General features: G+C 44.7%; 8 protein-coding genes, 7 tRNA genes and 1 rRNA gene. 2 read left to right on the top strand and 14 right to left on the bottom strand.

Annotation, left to right across the window (positions count from 1 at the left end; genetic code table 11):
• Positions 1-44: 44 nt before the first annotated feature.
• The 6 genes from NQ502_RS09220 to NQ502_RS09195 all read right to left on the bottom strand — a co-directional run bounded on the left by NQ502_RS09220 (position 45) and on the right by NQ502_RS09195 (position 7,703).
• Positions 45-1,610 carry a response regulator transcription factor gene (locus NQ502_RS09220; RefSeq protein ID WP_028527667.1) on the bottom strand — a complete coding sequence of 522 codons (1,566 nt, stop codon included), beginning with the start codon at positions 1,608-1,610 and terminating at the stop codon, positions 45-47.
• Positions 1,611-1,626: 16 nt separating this feature from the next.
• A complete protein-coding gene (locus NQ502_RS09215; protein WP_044983002.1) occupies positions 1,627-3,369 on the bottom strand; it encodes a cache domain-containing sensor histidine kinase in 1,743 nt (580 codons plus the stop codon).
• 74 nt (positions 3,370-3,443) lie between these two features.
• Positions 3,444-4,292 carry a carbohydrate ABC transporter permease gene (locus NQ502_RS09210; protein WP_028527666.1) on the bottom strand — a complete coding sequence of 283 codons (849 nt, stop codon included), beginning with the start codon at positions 4,290-4,292 and terminating at the stop codon, positions 3,444-3,446.
• 2 nt (positions 4,293-4,294) lie between these two features.
• Positions 4,295-5,197, bottom strand: coding sequence for a carbohydrate ABC transporter permease (locus NQ502_RS09205; RefSeq protein ID WP_028527665.1), 903 nt, complete (start codon positions 5,195-5,197; stop codon positions 4,295-4,297).
• 13 nt (positions 5,198-5,210) lie between these two features.
• On the bottom strand, positions 5,211-6,287 hold the full coding sequence (locus NQ502_RS09200) for a hypothetical protein (RefSeq protein WP_028527664.1): 1,077 nt from the start codon (positions 6,285-6,287) through the stop codon (positions 5,211-5,213).
• A 57-nt stretch (positions 6,288-6,344) separates the two neighbouring features.
• Positions 6,345-7,703: an extracellular solute-binding protein gene (locus tag NQ502_RS09195; RefSeq protein ID WP_028527663.1), complete on the bottom strand. Its 1,359-nt coding sequence runs from the start codon at positions 7,701-7,703 to the stop codon at positions 6,345-6,347.
• Between the two features lie 245 nt (positions 7,704-7,948).
• On the opposite strand from NQ502_RS09195, the gene NQ502_RS09190 reads away from it, so the two are divergent.
• A complete protein-coding gene (locus tag NQ502_RS09190; protein ID WP_028527662.1) occupies positions 7,949-9,061 on the top strand; it encodes an ABC transporter ATP-binding protein in 1,113 nt (370 codons plus the stop codon).
• Positions 9,062-9,180: 119 nt separating this feature from the next.
• Complete coding sequence (locus NQ502_RS09185; RefSeq protein ID WP_028527661.1) at positions 9,181-10,056, top strand: hypothetical protein; 876 nt, start codon at positions 9,181-9,183, stop codon at positions 10,054-10,056.
• 189 nt (positions 10,057-10,245) lie between these two features.
• On the opposite strand, the gene NQ502_RS09180 is transcribed toward NQ502_RS09185, so the two are convergent.
• From NQ502_RS09180 to NQ502_RS09145, 8 genes are all read right to left on the bottom strand, one after another.
• A tRNA-Lys gene (locus tag NQ502_RS09180) sits at positions 10,246-10,318 on the bottom strand.
• A 25-nt stretch (positions 10,319-10,343) separates the two neighbouring features.
• Positions 10,344-10,416 (bottom strand) — tRNA-Phe (locus NQ502_RS09175).
• Positions 10,417-10,461: 45 nt separating this feature from the next.
• A tRNA-Met gene (locus NQ502_RS09170) sits at positions 10,462-10,535 on the bottom strand.
• 156 nt (positions 10,536-10,691) lie between these two features.
• Positions 10,692-10,773, bottom strand: a tRNA-Tyr gene (locus tag NQ502_RS09165).
• 30 nt (positions 10,774-10,803) lie between these two features.
• Positions 10,804-10,876, bottom strand: a tRNA-Thr gene (locus NQ502_RS09160).
• Between the two features lie 25 nt (positions 10,877-10,901).
• A tRNA-Val gene (locus tag NQ502_RS09155) sits at positions 10,902-10,974 on the bottom strand.
• A 33-nt stretch (positions 10,975-11,007) separates the two neighbouring features.
• Positions 11,008-11,081 (bottom strand) — tRNA-Asp (locus NQ502_RS09150).
• A 214-nt stretch (positions 11,082-11,295) separates the two neighbouring features.
• Positions 11,296-14,187, bottom strand: a 23S ribosomal RNA gene (locus tag NQ502_RS09145).
• Positions 14,188-14,377: the final 190 nt, after the last annotated feature.

The following is a 14,377-nucleotide window of genomic DNA, read 5'->3' as shown; positions in this document are numbered from 1 at the left end:
TTAACGCATACAAAAAGGTTTTTCTGTGATGAAGTCACATAACGTCATAATTGATTTCTGACAATTTCCCGATATGCCGTAGGCGAAATCCCACTGAACTTTTTAAAAGCAAGAGAAAAATAATTCTTGTCCTGATATCCCACAAGCAGGGCAATTTCACCTGTTTTCAGGCTGGTTGATTCCAGCAGGGTCTGCGCCTTCTCCATGCGCAGCCGTATGATATAATCGTTGCACCCCTCATGCACAGCTTTTTTAAACAACCTGGAAAAATAGGAAGGCGTTAAAAACAGCATCTGAGCAATGCCGGTGACCGACAATTCCTCAGACAAATGATTCTTAATGTACATCTGAGCCTGACCCACAAGTTCATGGATCGCCGCCTCCTCCTTATCATGCAATCCCTCAATAAACTTTTTTGTTTCACACAGAATTTTCTCTGTTTTAGCCGGCATGATCATTTCCATATATGCACGTACCATCTCACCCCTGATCTCTCCGTGATTGGCAATGTGCGTATAATACACAGACATGGCAAGTTCAAAACAACAACGCCTTATATTATCTGCAGACAGGCTGTAAGATTCCGTCATTCTGCAGAAAGATGAAAATGCATGCATGATCGTTTCAGAATCTCCCTGATTGACCACGATGGCATTTTTAATTTCTCCAAAAACATCCCAGAACATTTGATTTTTGTGCTGCTTCTGAGTATCCTGAATAATATCACGGAAACTCTGATGCTCCTGTTCCAGCAGGAGCAGCGCATCATTATATGAAATGAACATCTGTGCGAATCCAGTGACCACACTTCCCAGTACAATCTTCTGAGAGATTCCAAACTCATCTTTCAGCAGATGAATCAACTCCTCTACACGTGAAGATACATCATCATTTATACCATTCAAAAAACAGGCTATGACGATACGGCCATCACTATCCTGAAAAGTGATGCCAAGTTCCCGCAGGTCTATATTATGATTGCAGAAATCCCTTATCATAAAATCGCGGTACTTTTCCTCTTCCTGCTTTTCATAAGACATGACCTGCGGCATCAGGATTGCCACCTGCATGATCTGGTGAAGATCATACTGATACGTATCACAGATTCTCTGAGCTGTTGCCAAAGCCTGCTCCTGATGACTGACCAGCTCACACATCATCTGATTCAGCTGACCCTGTTCATTGCTGCCAATAATCCTGCGCATGACACCGGCCAGCTTCTGCTGCTTTTGCTGCACATCCAGTCCCTCTGTCTGCTTTCGGATAAGATCAGCCATATCATCCTCATCCACAGGTTTCAGCAGAAAGTCAACCACATTCATCCTCAGACATTTGCGGGCATATTCGAACTCATCATACCCCGTCAGCACAATGATACGGATTTCCGGATATCGTTCATTTACAATATTAATCAGCTCAAGTCCTGACATACTTCCCATCTGAATATCAGTGATCATGATATGAATCTTCTGTTCATTCAATATCTGGAGAGCTTCCTGTCCGCTGCCTGCAGTAAATACCTGGTCAACCCCCGCTCTATCCCACGCAATCACCTTTTTCATGCCCATCCGTATTATCTTTTCATCATCTACGATCAATACCTGATACAACTCTTTTTTACCCCCTTTAATCCTTTGGCAGCCGTATATCAACTGTTATTCCGCCCTCATCATTAATCTGGTAATACAATCCATACTGTTCCCCGAAGAGTAGCTCAATCCTTTTATTTACATTGCGGACACCATATCCAAAGTTCTCATCATATTCTGATATGGAACGGTTCATCTCCTCAACGTCCTCAGGACTCATCCCCTGTCCATTATCCATCAGACTAAGTATTATGGTATCTTTCTCTTCCCTGACAGTTAGTATCACGATACCTTTCTTACCTGATTCTGTCTTCATTCCATGATAAATGGTATTTTCAATCAGGGGCTGAAGTGTCATCTTTGGTATTTTGACACAGTAGTATTTTTTATCAATACAATATCTGGCTTCCAGGATATCTTCATAGCGGATATTTTGAATGATCAGATAACTTTTAATATGTTCCAGCTCTTCGCCCAGGGTTATCACATCCTTCCCTCTGCTCAGACATGCCCTGTAATAATTCGCCAACGCCTTTACAAAAGTAGAAATCTCTTTATTCCCCTCCGCTGCCGCCTGCCAATGGATACAATCCAGTGCATTATAGAGAAAATGCGGTTTAATCTGTGACTGCAGCGCATTAAACCTGATCTGTTCAATCTGATGCTGTTCCAGCTTTACCTGCTCAAGCAGTGTATTGATCTCATCCATCATATGGTTGAATCCCTTGCTGATTGTCACAAAGTCCTGACCAGAATGAGCTTCATTGATACGGACATCAAGGTTACCCTCTGAGACCTGTTCCATCTTAGACACCAGTTTCTCCATCGGTTTATAAAACTGCTTAACAACCTTAGAAACCATAAACACAGTGATCGCAACAATAATGAGAACTGTGGCAAACAGAAAGGTCATGGTGATCACACTGTCTTTCATCAATGCGATATTGCTGATCGTTCCCATCACATAAAGATCACTGTCCGCTACTCTCTGATAGGCATACAGCTTTCCCGATTCTAAAAAATCACCTCTGCTGCTGTCAATCGTATGACTCAGGTCCAAACCTTTTCCCAGCAGTCCCTTATCCTCACAGAACAAAACATGGCCTTTTCGGTCAATCAGGTAAATATCAAATTCCAGATCACCGACCGTCTGATGCTTCAAAAAACTGAATGCATCCTCCCTGACATTAAAACAGAGATTTCCAATTTTTTTCCCGATCTTATTCATATCATAGACAGGCTGATAAAAAGATATGGTGTAATCTTCATCTCCAAAATAAGCATTTCCGTAGGAAAAGGCAAGTTCTCCCTTTCCCCACGGTATGCTCTGTTTTAAATCACCCTCATATTTCTGATTAAAATGACTCTTTGTGATAGGCTGTCCCCGGTAAATATACGATTTTTCAGACTTATACAGCCCGATAAAATTCATATCAGGCTGTTGATACAGTACGCGCATCAGTGTATTCAGGTTATCCTCTTTGGCAGCACCAAAACCGCTTTTGTCACTGTCTTCCTTCAGATACAGCTGAATACTCTCATCCGGTATCAGAGAGAGCGCAATATTATAGTAACTGCTGACGGCAGAATCTAGACTTTTCGAAACGGTCTCTACATTTGTCTTCACCAGTCCCTGAGATTTTCTTCTGATTGATGCTATAGAAGAAACGGTTGAAATCATCAGCACAACACTGGCACTGACGATGATCCCCATGATCAGAAATAATTTGATTTTCTTATCCAGTGTCATGCTCTGAAACCTGGCAATCCATTTTCTCATCACGGGGACCCTCCTGTTGTATCTAGATTTATTTTTCATTATACCAAGGATTCAGCGGTAAAACTACGTGATTCTTATCCCTTCACAGCTCCTGCTGCCATTCCTTCGATCAGTTTGTCCTTTGTAAAGATGAACAGAATAATCATTGGAACCACCGTCAGTGTCAGCACTGCCAGTATCATCGGAGTATTCATCGTGTACTGCCCCTTAAACTCCCAGATGGAAAGAGGCAGAGTCCGATTGATCTTTTCCTGTGTCAGCGTATATGCAAATGAAAATTCATTCCATATGTTGACACCGTTATAGATCGCCAGTGTCGCAAGACCTGGCTTGCACATCGGCAGCATGATGCGGAAAAATATCTGTATTTTACTGCAGCCGTCTATCATTGCGGCCTCCTCCATTTCCCTTGGAATTTCCTTCATAAAACCCGTCAGGATAAATACGGAAATCGGAAGACCGAACGCCACATACGGCCCTATCAGCGCCCATATCGTATCGTACAGACCGATATTTGTCGTCATTTTAAATACCGGAATCAATGTGATATGTATCGGAATAGACATACATGCCACAATGACTGCAAACAGAATTCCGGAAAAACGGAACCGGAATCTGGAGAGCGGATAAGATGCCGCTGCCGACAGCGCCAGCAGGACCACCAGAGAAACCAGCAGTACAATGACACTGTTCAGGAAGTATTTCCAGAAACCGCCGCTCAGAATTTCCATATAATTTGCGGGATACCAGGACTCAGGCAGTGTAAATACACCGCTTGAAAGAATCTCGAACCTGTCCTTAAAAGAGTTGATGACCATGTAGATAAACGGAACAATCGCGATCACCAGCCAGATCACCGCAAGAACACTGGCAATCCCCCATGATGCAATCTTCTTACCCTTTGCTTTCTTATACTGATCCATCGTCAATCCTCCTTTCGTGCAGTCAGTTTCATCGTGATGATCGAAAATACCGTGATCAGCAGAAACATACCCGCTGCAATTGTGGAACCATAGCCCATATTATATTTTACAAAAGAATTCTTATACATATATGTAGCCATCAACTCCGTAGCAGTTCCCGGACCCCCGTTTGTCATAACATAGATCAGATCAAAATACTTCAGTGATCCGACCAGTGCCAGCACGGACGCCTTGCTGATCGAAGGCTTCAGAAGCGGCAGTGCAATTCTCCAGAAATACTGGCCTCTGGTGGCACCGTCAATTCTGGCAGCCTCAAACACCTCTGTGGAAATGCCGGAAAAGGATGCCAGGAAAAACACCATATAAAATGGAACACTCTGCCAGCTGATAACACCCATGACCGCAAACAGCGCTCTTTTCGGATGCCCCAGCAGATCGATGTTTCCCCCTCCCAGAGCCTGAGAGATCGTACTGATCACCCCGCCGTTTGTAGCCAGTATATAGTTAAACAAAAAACCTACCGCCACAGACGACATTAACATCGGGATAAACCATATGATCTTAAATACATTTCCTTTTTTTCCTACAAAATTCAGGAAAGTTGCCAGCGCAAGAGAAATCGGCAGCTGCAGGATAATGGCGAAAACCACCAGGATTACGTTATTGGAGAATGCTTTCCAGAAGCTGGCATCAGTAATCAGCTTCTTCCAGTTGTCAAACTGAATAAACGTTTTTTCAGCAGATATGCCGTTCCATTTATAAAAACTGGTAATAAAAGTATCGATTACAGGGTAAAAGATAAAAATTGTCAGAATCAGAAACACCGGGATCAGGAATATGGCTGCGACCCGCACAGTTTCTCTTTGCCTGCTTTTTGCAAGGCTGCGTTGCTTTTTTTCATTCATAAGATTACCTTCTTTATTCTCTGGTCAGCCGTTCGGCCAGCTTTATCATCTCGTCTGCTTCATCTTTATCTTTTGTATTAACTGTGATAAACAGACCTTTTGACGAAAGATTTTCAAGCATCGGCTTCACTTCTTCAGGTTTCAGCTGCAAGAGCAGACCACATCCAGCCTCCTGGATTCTCCGCAGTACAGTTATATAGTTGAGCGGTGACGGCTGTCCGACAACACTTGTCCACTGAATCATCCGAAGTCTGTCCAGTGAAAGCAGCGTATCCAGATGACGGATCTGTTCTACACCATCAAAGTGGTACAACGCATAATCTACAAAGGAAGATTGTTTTTCCAGCTCTTCACGAATGAATGTCTCATAATATTCATTTGAGAACATCACGGACATATCAGCCTGCATCTGGTTATGAAATCCGGGAGCCCAGGTATTCAGCCATCCGATGCTGCTGCCCCCAAAATTATAGTCTTTCAGATAATCATATATTTTTAATGTACTTTCTTCCCAGATCGTCTGAATGCGCCGCAGACATGCAATGACCTTCTCTTCATCAGAAATCATATCAAGCAGTGTACTGGTTGCTGTACGGAGACTTCCGAGCACATCGATATTTCCGCTGATATCCGGCATGGATACCAGATATTCTCCCTCTGCCTCTTCACATAGATATTTTGCCGCATCAAAGGTCTGCCGGTACAGATAACTGTCCGGATCCAACACAATTTTTTCCGGATCCAGTTCATCTTCCATGATTGGGTGGTACCACATCGTATCTGTATAATCAACCTCCACACCCTTCACAAATGCTGCATGACCGGAGGGTCCCATATTCAGGTTTACCAGAGGAAACGCATCACCGGCAAAATATGTATTGGCAAACTTTTTCATATGACGTTTCCGGATCATCTCAGGATCCGTCAGAAAATATTTTCGGTCCATGCTCTCATCTGACGGTGTATAAAATTCAGCGTTAGTCTCGTCGTCAAAGGCAAATGCGCTGATGCAGCATCTGTCCATGATCTCACCATCCCAGAGTGCCGTAAAACGTTTCTGTATTTTTTCAAACTTTTCAATATCCAACATACTGCTCTCCTCACAGACAGAGGCTGCTAATGTTGCAGCAGCAGCCTCCATTTCTGTTTATTCAGATTTTTCGTTGTTATACTCTTCCATTGCTGCCTGAAGCTGTTTTGCTGCTTCCTCCGGTGTCATCGTCAGACCAAATAATTCCTGACAGGTATCCAGATGCACTGTTGACACTGCCGGCGGCAGGTACTGATCATACCAGAGCTGTGTTGCAGACGCCGCCTCTATCTTCGTCACAATTTCTTTTTCCAGTTCACCTTCAATTAAAGCGTCAACACCTTTAACCGGTGCAATCTTTCCTGCATCTACCATCTTCTGTGTATAATCGTCCTCAAAATAGTAGTTTAACAATTCAAACGCTGCTTCCAGTTTTTCTCCCTCACAGTTAAAGCTGAGGAACTGATCTCCCATAGTTCCGATCTGAATCGATGCATCTGCATCAGAATCATCAACTGCCGGGAATGGGAACCAACCCAGTTTGTTATAGAACTCTTCGCTGTCCGCTTTATAAGTTCCAGACTCCCAGGAACCAATCATTTTCATTGCTGCTTCTTCAGAATAGAACAGCTGTTTTGACTGTCCGTCACCCTCGCTTAAGCTGTTAACACCTTCCGGAAAATATCCGTTTTGTACCCATTCCTGGATTTTTTCTCCAGCATAGATAAAACTCTCATCTTCAAAGCTGCCGCTTCCGTCAACTGCAGCACTGAACGGTTCCAGCCCGCCTTTTCTTGTTGCCAGGTTCATGAAGTACATGGAACCTGTCCATTTAGGAGCATTCGCCAGTGCAAACGGAATCTTTCCGTTTTCTACCAGAGTATCACATACCTTCTCTAATTCAGACACTGTCTTTGGCACTTCCAGATTATACTGTGCAAAGATATCTTTATTATAGTAAATCCCAGACACAGAAACGTTGATCATACCAACTCCATACAATTTGTCATTGTATTTTCCCTGTGCGATCGTGGCATCCAGAATTTTATCTTTCCAGGGAGCTTTTTCATACAGTTCATCCAGCGGCTGTGCAAATCCTGCTTCCACATATTCATTCATCGGGCCGCCGGACCAGTTCGTATAGATGTCCGGGCATTCTCCTGAACTCATGGCAATCAGCAGTTTCTCTTTATATGCATCTGCTTCCATGGCTACATTCTCAATCCTGTAACCTGATTTTGTGTTTTCATTAAATGCCTCTGTAGCATCCTCATACAGAGAGATATCCGGTTCATCCGTTCCGATATGCCAGAAAGTGATGACCTTATCCTCATCGCTGCCCTCCTGCGCCTGTGAAGACTCCTGGCCCTCTGATGTCTTATCCTCTGTTTTGCCGCTGCTCCCGCATCCGGAAAGCATCCCGCCTGCCAGAACAACCGCCATTGTCAATCCAATCCACTTATTAGCTTTTCGCATGTTCTTTCTCCTTCATCATTTTTGTGCAGCACTGCTTGCTATGTGTTTTGATGGGTATAGATTACCACCATCCATTCAGATTTCCAATTAAGATAAATGATATGTCCAATATAATATTTTGTCTTCTTGTGTACAAGGTCAAATATTTCAAGAAAGCTTGACTGATTTTTATATGTTCATGGTGAATGGTATTTTTTATACTATATAAGAAGATATCACTGATCACGGAAACGGAGGAAAAACATATGGCAAGCCTGTCATTAACACACATGAACAAAACATACCCCAATGGATTTGAAGCGGTAAAAGATTTTAATCTGGAAATTAAAGATAAAGAGTTTATTATTTTCGTGGGACCATCCGGATGCGGAAAATCAACTACACTGCGAATGATCGCCGGACTCGAAGATATTTCATCCGGTGAACTGAAAATCGATGAACAACTCGTCAATAATGTAGAACCCAAAGACAGAGACATCGCAATGGTCTTTCAGAACTATGCACTCTATCCGCATATGACCGTATATGATAATATGGCATTTGGTCTAAAGATGCGCAAAGTCCCTAAAGATCAGATTAGAGAAATGGTTCTGGAAGCTGCCCGTATCCTTGATCTTGAAGATCTGCTGAAGCGAAAGCCAAAAGCTCTCTCCGGCGGACAACGCCAGCGCGTTGCGATGGGACGGGCAATTGTCAGAAATCCCAAGGTCTTCCTTATGGATGAACCACTCTCCAATCTGGATGCCAAGCTGAGAGTTCAGATGCGTATTGAGATTTCAAAACTCCATCAGAAACTGGGTTCCACCATCATCTATGTCACACATGACCAGACAGAAGCCATGACTCTTGGTACCAGGATCGTTGTGATGAAAGACGGTGTGATCCAGCAGGTGGATTCTCCAAAAGAGTTGTACGCTCACCCGTGTAATAAATTCGTGGCAGGATTCATAGGGTCTCCACAGATGAATTTTCTGGACGGAGTCATCTCCAAGGAGCATTCGGATATTTATATCACAATTGGCGACCGAAAACTGCTGATCCCCCCATCAAGAGCAAAAGCTCTGACAGACAGCGGGTATATTGGAAAAACAGTTACACTGGGCATTCGTCCGGAAAATATCCATGATTCTCAGATTTTTATGGATACTGCTCCGCAAAATGCGATAGAATCTACCGTTAAGGTATCTGAACTTTTGGGTGCTGAAGTGTACCTCTATTTTGATATTAATGGAATTCAGGTTACAGCACGTGTGAACCCCCGCTCAGATCTTAAAGCAGGGGATTCTGTCACAGTTATATTTGATATGGAAAAAGCACATTTCTTTGATAAGGATACAGAATTAATCATTAACACCTGATCTGAAAGAAGCCTTAAACATCAACCTTCCGATGTTCAAGGCTTCTTTCCGTTATATTATTTATAAAAACGGTAATACTTAACAATACAGAAATTACTGCTGCGCCATGGGAGGTAACTATGTATCATATCATTAGAAAACGTTCTTATTTTGAAGGATGGTACCTGAAGCAACAGACAGAAAGTAAATCCATTGCACTGATCCCGTCCTTTCATGCAGATGCTGACAGACAAATATCCGCCAGGCTTCAGATTATTACAGAAGATCGCTCCCTGGTTGTTACATTTTCTTCCGTAACGGTCGATGTGAAGCGAAATCATTTTTACGTCCGCATGGGCAACTGTATTTTTTCAGACAGAGGCTGCCGTCTATCCATACAGGAGCAGGGTGTAAATATCTCTGGAAAGCTGCGCTATCATTCCGTAATAAAACCCGCCTATAGTATTATGGGACCTTTCTGTTTTCTTCCCGGAATGCAGTGCAGGCACAGCATTTTCAGCCTGAATCACCGGGTTAATGGAAAACTGGTATTAGATGGAGAAGAGTTTTTGTTTCATAATGGAACAGGTTACATTGAAGGAGACAGAGGGCATTCTTTTCCAGACAAATATCTATGGACACAGTATAATGATGCAAATACCTGTATTATGCTGGCTGCTGCCAGCATTCCGATCTTAAAGTTAAACTTCTGCGGTTGTATAGGAATCGTATGGCTGGATGGCAGGGAATACCGGATCGCAACTTACCTGGGAGCAAAAGTAATTTATGCAGACAAAAAGAAAATCATTGTGAGGCAAAAGGACAGTGTCTTATCGGTGCAGCTTATCAAAGGAACCCATCATTCCCTGCAGGCTCCTGTACAGGGAAAAATGAACCGCACCATCCATGAAAGTCTGGCATGTACTGTAAAATATCGCTTTACCAGACACGGAAAAGTCCTGTATGAGGCCGTCTGCCCAAATGCCAGCTTTGAAGCTGATATTTATCATGCATAGAATTAACATATTCATTTATAACAATGTAAGCAAACATCATACCCTGAGAGTATACTAATTACAGCTTACATTGTTATTTTTGTTTAATTTACTGCAGATTCTCTATTATTTATCCCTGCAATTATCTTTAAATGCAAAAAAGCCTGAAAACTAAGCAAATTACAAAGTTTTCCAGACTTTTAAAGATTATGAGACATCGGGGATTCGAACCCCGGACAACTTGATTAAAAGTCAAGTGCTCTACCAACTGAGCTAATATCCCATTTTACCTGTCATAAGTCAGGTAATGCCTGGTTCCGGAATCGAACCAGAGACACGAGGATTTTCAGTCCTCTGCTCTACCAACTGAGCTAACCAGGCATGTACATAATATAAAATTATTTTGTTTGGTGAATCAAACAACAATTGCGGGAGTAGGATTTGAACCTACGACCTTCGGGTTATGAGCCCGACGAGCTTCCAGACTGCTCCATCCCGCGATAATATATAAACTTGTATGTTCACTCAACTAAATTCGCACTAAGTTCATGCGGCGCCTGATGGCTTGCATTCACTAAGTTGCTTTCGATGAGTGGATAGAGAAGGATTCGAACCGTTTTGGTTTTGAACCAAAAAGATTTGTTTCTTTCTCACAGTGGATGGAGAAGGATTCGAACCTTCGAAGGCGTTGCCAACAGATTTACAGTCTGCCCCCTTTGGCCACTCGGGAATCCATCCAAATTATTATTACTCATTGTCTCCAATGAAAGCCGATGATCGGACTCGAACCGATAACCTGCTGATTACAAATCAGCTGCTCTGCCAATTGAGCCACATCGGCACATTCAGTCATCTTAAAAAAAGAATGGGACCTATAGGGCTCGAACCTATGACCCTCTGCTTGTAAGGCAGATGCTCTCCCAGCTGAGCTAAGATCCCATCACAATATTAATATAACTTTACAGTTATAAACGACCCAGAAGGGACTCGAACCCTCGACCTTCGCCGTGACAGGGCGACGCTCTAACCAACTGAGCCACTGGGCCTTTCTTAGAAGGATATACCTTCAAAACCGCATACACTATTACATCCATCCACGCTTCTACCGTCTTCTTTCGGATCATTCGATTTCGCTTTCGCTCGATTTCGCTTCGCTCCGCGTATCTCTACACTTGCATGCGAAGTTCGATCTCGCTTTGCTCTGTCGAACGACCTTCACACTAAGTTTTTGTGGCGCTTGCGCTTACAAAAACAAGTGTTCAGGTCAAACCCTCGACCGATTAGTAGCAGTCAGCTCCATACATTACTGCACTTCCACCTCTGCCCTATCTACCTCGTCGTCTTCAAGGGGTCTTACTACTTACGTATGGGATATCTCATCTTGAGGGGGGCTTCACGCTTAGATGCCTTCAGCGTTTATCCCTTCCCGACTTGGCTACCCGGCCATGCTCCTGGCGGAACAACCGGTACACCAGTGGTCAGTCCAACCCGGTCCTCTCGTACTAAGGTCAGCTCCTCTCAAATATCCTACGCCCACGCCGGATAGGGACCGAACTGTCTCACGACGTTCTGAACCCAGCTCGCGTACCGCTTTAATGGGCGAACAGCCCAACCCTTGGGACCTACTACAGCCCCAGGATGCGATGAGCCGACATCGAGGTGCCAAACCACTCCGTCGATGTGAACTCTTGGGAGTGATAAGCCTGTTATCCCCAGGGTAGCTTTTATCCGTTGAGCGATGGCATTCCCACTTAAAACCACCGGATCACTAAGTCCTACTTTCGTACCTGCTCCACCCGTCGGTGTCGCAGTCAAGCTCCCTTCTGCCTTTGCACTCTGCGAATGGTTTCCAACCATTCTGAGGGAACCTTTGAGCGCCTCCGATACCCTTTCGGAGGCGACCGCCCCAGTCAAACTCCCCACCTGACATTGTCCCACAGCCGGGTCACGGCTGCTGGTTAGAAATCCAATACTGCAAGGGTGGTATCCCAACAGCGACTCCACACCAACTGGCGTTAGTGTTTCCTCGTCTCCCACCTATCCTGTACATGCAATACCGAATCCCAGTATCAAGCTGGAGTAAAGCTCCATGGGGTCTTTCCGTCCTGGCGCAGGTAACCAGCATCTTCACTGGTACTTCAATTTCACCGGATGCATTGTCGAGACAGTGCTCAAATCATTACGCCTTTCGTGCGGGTCGGAACTTACCCGACAAGGAATTTCGCTACCTTAGGACCGTTATAGTTACGGCCGCCGTTTACTGGGGCTTAAATTCAAAGCTTCGCCTTGCGGCTAACCTCTCCTCTTAACCTTCCAGCACCGGGCAGGCGTCAGCCCATATACCTCACCTTTCGGTTTTGCATAGACCTGTGTTTTTGCTAAACAGTTGCTTGAGCCTATTCTCTGCGGCCTCCTTACAGAGGCACCCCTTCTCCCGAAGTTACGGGGTCATTTTGCCGAGTTCCTTAACAATGCTTCTTCCGTCGGCCTTAGGATTCTCTCCTCATCCACCTGTGTCGGTTTACGGTACGGGTACAAGATAAACAATAGCGGCTTTTCTTGATACATGGCTCATGCACTTCCCTACTATACTTCGGTCCGCATCACGCCTTCGGATTGTAAAGCGGATTTGCCTGCCTTACTCCTACCTCGCTTGCCCCTGGATTCCATTCCAGGGATGCACTTTCCACATATGTCCCCACAGTTCTGTTACCTTGCAGTACAGGAATCTCAACCTGTTGTCCATCGACTACGGCTTTCGCCCTCGCCTTAGGCCCCGACTTACCCAGAGCAGATCAGCTTTACTCTGGAAACCTTGGATATTCGGCCGAGAGGATTCTCACCTCTCTCTCGCTACTCATTCCGGCATTCTCTCTTCAAGACGCTCCACGGCTCCTTACGGTACCGCTTCTTCGTGTCTTCAATGCTCCTCTACCGATGGTATTGCTACCATCCCACGGCTTCGGTGTTGTGTTTCAGCCCCGGACATTTTCGGCGCAGGACCTCTCGACTAGTGAGCTATTACGCACTCTTTGAATGTATGGCTGCTTCTGAGCCAACATCCTAGTTGTCTTCGAAATCCCACATCCTTTTCCACTTAACACACACTTTGGGACCTTAGCCGGTGGTCTGGGCTCTTTCCCTTTTGACTATCCAACTTATCTCGTATAGTCTGACTCCCATGAATCATCTTACTGGCATTCGGAGTTTGATATTCTTCGGTAAGCTTTGACGCCCCCTAGGAAATTCAGTGCTCTACCTCCAAAAGACTCTCATGAGGCTAGCCCTAAAGCTATTTCGAGGAGAACCAGCTATCTCCGGGTTCGATTGGAATTTCTCCCCTATCCACACCTCATCGCCACCCTTTTCAACGGATGTGCGTTCGGTCCTCCATTGCCTTTTACGGCAACTTCAACCTGGACATGGATAGATCACCCGGTTTCGGGTCTACTCTGACTGACTACGGCGCCCTATTAAGACTTGGTTTCCCTTCGGCTCCGCACCTTGAGTGCTTAACCTTGCCAGCCAGCGTAACTCGCCGGACCGTTCTACAAAAAGTACGCGGTTCCACATATAAAGTGGTTCCACAGTTTGTAAACACAGGGTTTCAGGTTCTCTTTCACTCCCCTCCCGGGGTCCTTTTCACCTTTCCTTCACAGTACTATGCGCTATCGGTCACTAAGGAGTATTTAGCCTTGGGGGGTGGTCCCCCCGACTTCCCGCAAGGTTTCTCGTGTCTCGCGGTACTTTGGATCCTGCTCGCTCTCGCCTGCTTTCGTATACGGGGCTTTCACCCTCTTTGGCTGGCTTTCCCAAAACCATTCTACTAGCATTGAAGTCACTTTTTGCAGTCCGTAACCCCAGCATGCACGCATGCTGGTTTAGGCTCCTTCCATTTCGCTCGCCGCTACTTTGGAAATCGATGTTTCTTTCTTTTCCTCCGGGTACTTAGATGTTTCAGTTCCCCGGGTTCCCCTCCATACGTTATGAATTGGCGTATGGATACATACCGTTTGGGTATGCAGGTTTCCCCATTCAGAGATCTCCGGATCTAAGGATATTTGCTCCTCCCCGAAGCTTTTCGCAGCTTATCACGTCTTTCATCGGCTCTTAGTGCCAAGGCATCCACCCTGCGCTCTTTCTTGTTTGACCTTCCTGCTCCAATAGCGTTTGGAACAGTCGGTATTACGATGCATTCGCATCGAGCGTTTCGTTTCATTGCGTTTACAATGTTTGATTCACCACAAGCATCTCTGCCCATGGTTCCTCGGATGTCTTTTCCTATCTCTAACGTTAATCGTTATCAATATAGATATTTTCGTATATGCGGTTTTCAAGGTAC

The sequence above is a fragment of the Ruminococcus gauvreauii genome, assembly GCF_025151995.1.
GTDB lineage: Bacteria > Bacillota > Clostridia > Lachnospirales > Lachnospiraceae > Ruminococcus_G > Ruminococcus_G gauvreauii.
The sequence above is the reverse complement of the archived record's forward strand: the minus strand, read 5'-3'. Positions and strand labels throughout refer to the sequence as shown.

Coding starts and splice junctions, on each gene's coding strand:
- NQ502_RS09210 (WP_028527666.1), bottom strand. CDS start 4,292: ATGGATCAGTATAAGAAAGCAAAGGGTAAGAAGATTGCATCATGGGGG.
- NQ502_RS09200 (WP_028527664.1), bottom strand. CDS start 6,287: ATGTTGGATATTGAAAAGTTTGAAAAAATACAGAAACGTTTTACGGCA.
- NQ502_RS09215 (WP_044983002.1), bottom strand. CDS start 3,369: ATGAGAAAATGGATTGCCAGGTTTCAGAGCATGACACTGGATAAGAAA.
- NQ502_RS09190 (WP_028527662.1), top strand. CDS start 7,949: ATGGCAAGCCTGTCATTAACACACATGAACAAAACATACCCCAATGGA.
- NQ502_RS09185 (WP_028527661.1), top strand. CDS start 9,181: ATGTATCATATCATTAGAAAACGTTCTTATTTTGAAGGATGGTACCTG.
- NQ502_RS09205 (WP_028527665.1), bottom strand. CDS start 5,197: ATGAATGAAAAAAAGCAACGCAGCCTTGCAAAAAGCAGGCAAAGAGAA.
- NQ502_RS09195 (WP_028527663.1), bottom strand. CDS start 7,703: ATGCGAAAAGCTAATAAGTGGATTGGATTGACAATGGCGGTTGTTCTG.